Source organism: Frankia sp. CcCS3 (genome assembly GCF_977927575.1).
This window is the reverse complement of sequence record NZ_CDWRCL010000266.1, coordinates 1-5075: the sequence shown is the minus strand read 5'-3', so window position 1 is coordinate 5075 and position 5075 is coordinate 1. Positions and strand designations below refer to the sequence as shown.

2 protein-coding genes are annotated in these 5075 nt (G+C 67.9%); one reads left to right on the top strand and one right to left on the bottom strand.

From position 1 onward, the window contains the following. Positions 1 to 81: 81 nt before the first annotated feature. Positions 82 to 1911 (bottom strand): diguanylate cyclase domain-containing protein, encoded by a 1830-nt coding sequence (locus tag AC08OQ_RS17565; RefSeq protein WP_476599637.1) that lies wholly within the window; start codon positions 1909 to 1911, stop codon positions 82 to 84. A 1383-nt stretch (positions 1912 to 3294) separates the two neighbouring features. On the opposite strand from AC08OQ_RS17565, the gene AC08OQ_RS17560 reads away from it, so the two are divergent. Then, entirely contained in the window at positions 3295 to 4980 is a 1686-nt protein-coding gene (locus AC08OQ_RS17560; RefSeq protein ID WP_476599635.1) for an acyl-CoA dehydrogenase family protein, read from the top strand. Positions 4981 to 5075 lie beyond the last annotated feature (95 nt).

The window sequence follows — 5075 nt, the reverse complement described above, 5'->3', positions numbered from 1 at the left end:
CGAGGAGCACGGGCGCGGACGGTGCGGGCGCTTCGAGCGTGGCGGTCTCGGCCGGCGTGCACTGGACGGCGGTGGGCCTGGTTACCGCGGGCTCCACCGTGGTGGTCTCGGCCGCCAGGGGGTCCGCCATGGCATATATCGTCCCGGACCAGCCTGCTTGGCCTTATACATGGCCTCGTCGGCGGCGCGCAGCAGCCGCCCGGAATGGCTGGGCCGGCTGACGGCCAGCGCTACTCCGATGCTTGCGGCGACGCAGACTTCGTAGCCGTCGACGAGAATCGGTTCCCGTACCGCGCGGATGACCCGACCGGCCATGGTGCGAGCGGCGATTTCGTTCGCGCGCCGCAGCAGGATCCCGAACTCGTCGTCGCCGAACCTCCCGGCGACATCGTCGGGGCCCAGCACTGTTCGGATCCGTCCACCGATGACCTGCAGCACCCGGTCGCCGGCCGCGTGGCCGAAGGTGTCGTTGACCGGCTTGAAGCTGTCGAGGTCGATGAACAGGACCGCGACGCCCGCAGCCGCGGCGAGGGCATCCTCGAGCTGCTCCTCGAAGGCGGTCCGGTTACACAGCCCGGTGAGTACATCATGGCGCGCCTGATAGCCGAGCTGGTCCAACAGCTGCTTCCGTTTACCGACCGCATGGCAGGTGATCAGCACCTCGCCGGATCCGTCCCGGGTGGACAGGCGGCGGGTCGCGACGTCGAACCACCGGGGTGTGCCGTTCGCCGCCGTCATCCGAATGTTGAGCAGGGACCCGGCAGCGGGGTTTTCGATCAATCGTACGAGCCGGTGCGCGTCGTCCGGGTGCACCAGATCCGCGACCCTGCGCCCGAGCCAGGCCTCCCGGGAATGGCCGAGTAACGGGACGATCGCGGGGCTGATGAACGTGAGCCGTCCGGTGAGGTCGGTTGTCAGCACGATGTCATGGGCCGCCGCGAACAACGCGCACAGCCCGGCCCGGGAACGCCGAGCCGCCGCCTCCCGCAGCAGGCCGACGAAGATGATGCTTAGGGGACGTAATGAAGTAACAAATACGTGATCGAGAGCATCATCGCAGGTTACAGGCCTGTGGAGGGTTCGAAACGCGCAAGTTATTTCATTTCGACTCCTTAGGACCGACGTCAGCGTGAAGGCCAGCAACGTCAGATTCCGTTGGTTCCGTCGGGCCCGGAGGTCGGCGTTCAGCGAGTCCGTGGCCTGCCGGAAGTAGGTCAGGTACCCCGTCGTCGGCTGCACCGCCGTGATGTTTGTGATCCTCTTGCCGTTCTCGGTTGTCTCCCAGATCCGCGCACCGCCACGCTGGGCTTGGGAGCGGGAGAGATCGGCGGTCGAGAGGACCTGCCGACCCAGCATGCCCGGCTCGGTGGAGGCGATTGGTACCCCGTCCGGGCCGACCGTCGACATGCTGCCCCGGCCGACCCCGAGCAGGGCCGCGATCCCGTTGGTGAACTGGAGGTTGGACTCCTCGGTGGACACGGAGACCAGGACGGCCCAGGGCCGCGGACGGCCGACGGGAACCACCGTTGCTCTGACGCGGCCATCGTGGAGGGCGAAGACGGGGGACACGGCGGGAACCCCGGACCAGGAAGCGGACCAGGCCTGCCCCAGGTCGGTGGGGACTATGGAGTTCCCCCGTGGATAGGAGGCCGTGGTATGGCCCGCGGTGTCGAGTAGCGCAACCACCCGGATGACATCGCCGGAGTGGGCGATCTGGAGCTGCGGGAGCAGGGCTTCGTTCCCCAGGGGGTCACCGGGCTGGAAGGGCGTCCGATCGGCCGCGGACTGCATAGCCGCCGGGTTGTTGACGATCGCCGCCCACTGCGCGAGCCGCTCGACCAGCTGGGAACGTTCGTTGAGGCGGTCTATCTTCTCCCGGCTCAGCAGATCGGAGCCTGTCCAGATTGCCATGGTACCGAGGACCGCAACCGTGAGTAGTCCGACGATCAGTGGGTGGATGAATCGCCGCCGGAGTCGCGATCCGGCCCGGGCCGCTGAGGTTCTGATTGCGGCCGTGACTCGTCCGGGTGCTTGCCGCCCACCGATTCGGCCACCTCTGATCATCTATATGCCCCGTCCGACAACCGTGCCCGGACTCGACGGATCTTACCGTGAGTGAAGACTTTCTGTTTTCCGTGCCGTCGAATCATCCCGGTAGTGGGTGAGCATACGAGTATCTGTGCCACGAGTTTCACCGGCCGCTGCCCGTGACAGAACTCCACCGCTTGCGCCGACACGGACCGGCGTATTGGGCTGGGTGACCCGGCGCGTCCGTGGGATGGAGGAGATTGCCGAACGAAGATGATTCGACTACTAGAAGTGTCGTTCCGAATACTTTAAGGCTTGGATGGTCAGTCGGCAGGCGACATCAACTCGACTATGGGTTACTATATATAACGCTAGGTGCTGTCGGTCGGGGTTGGGGAGCTGTGATGTTGGTACCTTCCGCGACCGGCCCCCGCATGCTTCTCGTTCCCTTCGGCATTATTCAATACTCTCCGTAACACCTGGCCGGTCTAGCCCGATCGAGTATCGCGGAAGATGATCATCTGGTCACCGCGTGCGTTGCTCGAGCCGGCGGAGCTTCGCGGCGGCGGGACCGCCGGGTGAATTAGGAGCGCGTGACCGCCCCTGCCCGCCTCGCCGGCTCCTCGTCGAGGCGTCGGACAGGGCGCGGGGCGGCTTGGTCGAGCGGTGCGTCGGCTGCTTCCGATCCGCTCCGCCGGTGCCTGGCTTAACGGGAAACGGCATTCTCGCCCGGATGGCGGTCCGGAGATTCACCGCGCCTCTGGTGGGCCGGAGCGTGCGGATTTCTTCGCCTGGGCGTGGCTACCGGTCGATTACCCGGTTCTCGATCCGGCCCGGCGCCCGGACATCAGGGCGCGACGACATCGTCCCGGCGTTGGATACCGAATGTGTAAACACCTTTGGGCGCAATAGCCGGACGCCGGCCGGGAACAGCCCACCTGTTCAGGGCACCCGGCATGGATCGTTTCTGGTCCGCCGTGGGCTTTCGCCGCGGGAGCGGATCTTCTTCGGTACGGCCGTGATCCGCACGGCCCCACCGAGCACACGGCCCCACCGAGCACACGGCCCGTGGATCCGGCGAGAGCGCGCGATGCGACTGGTCCGACGCGGCCAGGAGTGGCACGCTTCACACCAGTGCCGACGGGCCGTGCTCGATACGGTCCCGCTCGAACGCGGCCCGGTCGATGTGCGGCACTGTCGATGTGCGGCACTGTCGATGTGCGGCACTGTCGAGGCCGATGTGCGGCCCGGCCGAGAGGAGGGCCGGTGATCTCGCCGACCACCGTCAACCGGACAACGGCGGTTCCCGGGACGTGTTCGTCCCGGACCCATGAGGTGACGAACCAGCCTCCGCCCCTTGTGGGGCACGATGCGGCGGCCGATCCGGCGCTACTGGCGGCCCTCGCGCGGGAGGGGGCCGGCTGGCATGCGGACGATCTGCATCGACTCGGTCGGTTGGCCGGCACCGAGGAGGCCGCCCGCCAGGCCGACGAGGCGAACAGGTTCCCGCCGCAACTGCGCACTCATGATCGTTATGGGTTTCGCGTCGACGAGGTGGACTTCCATCCCTCCTGGCACGCCCTGATGGAGGTCGCGGTACGGGAGGGCCTGGCCGGGGCGCCGTGGGCCGACCCGCGTCCCGGCGCCCATGTCGCCCGCGCCGCGGACATCCTGGTCTGGGGCACCGTCGAGCAGGGCCATCTGTGCCCGGTGTCGATGACCTACGCCGTGGTGCCGGCGCTGCGCGCCGCCCCGGAGCTCGCCGCCCGCTACGAACCGTTGCTGACCAGCCGCGTCTACGATCCGGGTTTGCGCCCACCCGAGGGCAAGGCCGGCCTGCTGGCGGGCATGGGCATGACGGAGAAGCAGGGTGGCTCGGACGTCCGTGCTAACACGACGACGGCGACGCCGGCGGGCGACGGGACCTATCGGCTGCGGGGGCACAAGTGGTTCACCAGCGCCCCGATGAACGACGTCTTCCTGGTCCTGGCCCAGGCCCCCGGTGGCCTGTCCTGCTTCTGGGTGCCACGGGTGCTTCCGGACGGCGCCCGCAACACCTTCCGCATCGCGCGGCTGAAGGACAAGCTCGGTAACCGTAGTAACGCCAGCGGCGAGCCGGAGTTCGACGACACGGTCGGTTGGCTGGTCGGCGAGGAGGGCGCAGGGGTCCGGGCCATCATCGAGATGGTGGCGATGACCCGGCTCGACGCCAGCCTCGGCTCGGCGGCGGGGATGCGTGCGGCCGTCATGGCGGCCGCCCACCACGTACGTCACCGACGCGCGTTCGGGAGACTACTCATCGATGCTCCGCTGATGCGCAATGTGCTCGCCGATCTTGCCCTGGAGTCCGAGGCCGCGACGACCCTGGTGCTTCGGGTGGCGGGCGCGGTTGACCGGGCGGCCCGTGGCGATCGTCAGGAACGAGCGTTCAGACGGTTGGCGATCGCCGTCGCGAAGTACTGGGTGTGCAAGCGTTCCCCGGCGCTGGCCGCCGAGGCGCTCGAATGCCTGGGAGGTAACGGCTACGTGGAGGAGTCCGGGATGCCGAGGCTCTACCGCGAGGCGCCACTGAACGGTATCTGGGAGGGCTCGGGCAACGTCAACGCGCTCGACGTGCTGCGCGCGGTCACCCGGGAACCGGCCAGCCTCGCCGCCTTCGCCATGGAGATCGACGCGGCACGTGGCGCGGACCGCAGGCTGGACGCGGCCTGGGCCCGGTTGCGCGGTGTCCTCGACCGGTCCGAGGACGCGGAGTTCGCCGCCCGGCGCATCGTTGAGCGACTTGCCGTCGTCCTGCAGGGCTCCTTGCTGGTGCGCTACGCCCCGGGCGCCGTGGCCGACGCGTTCTGCGCCACGAGAGTCGCCGGTGAGGGGGGACTGGCCTTCGGCACCCTGCCTGATGCCGCTGATGTGCCAAACATTCTCGGCAGAATTCCACCGATGGGAGCCTGAGATGATTCGCTCGGTGTTTCCTGACCTTGGCGGATAGGTACTAGAAACTCTCCGTAATCAACGCTGCGCCATCAGGTGGGGGATGTGCACCTAGT

Excerpts from the sequence above, each read along its gene's own strand:
- AC08OQ_RS17565 (WP_476599637.1), bottom strand. The coding sequence starts at position 1,911 with ATGGCAATCTGGACAGGCTCCGATCTGCTGAGCCGGGAGAAGATAGAC.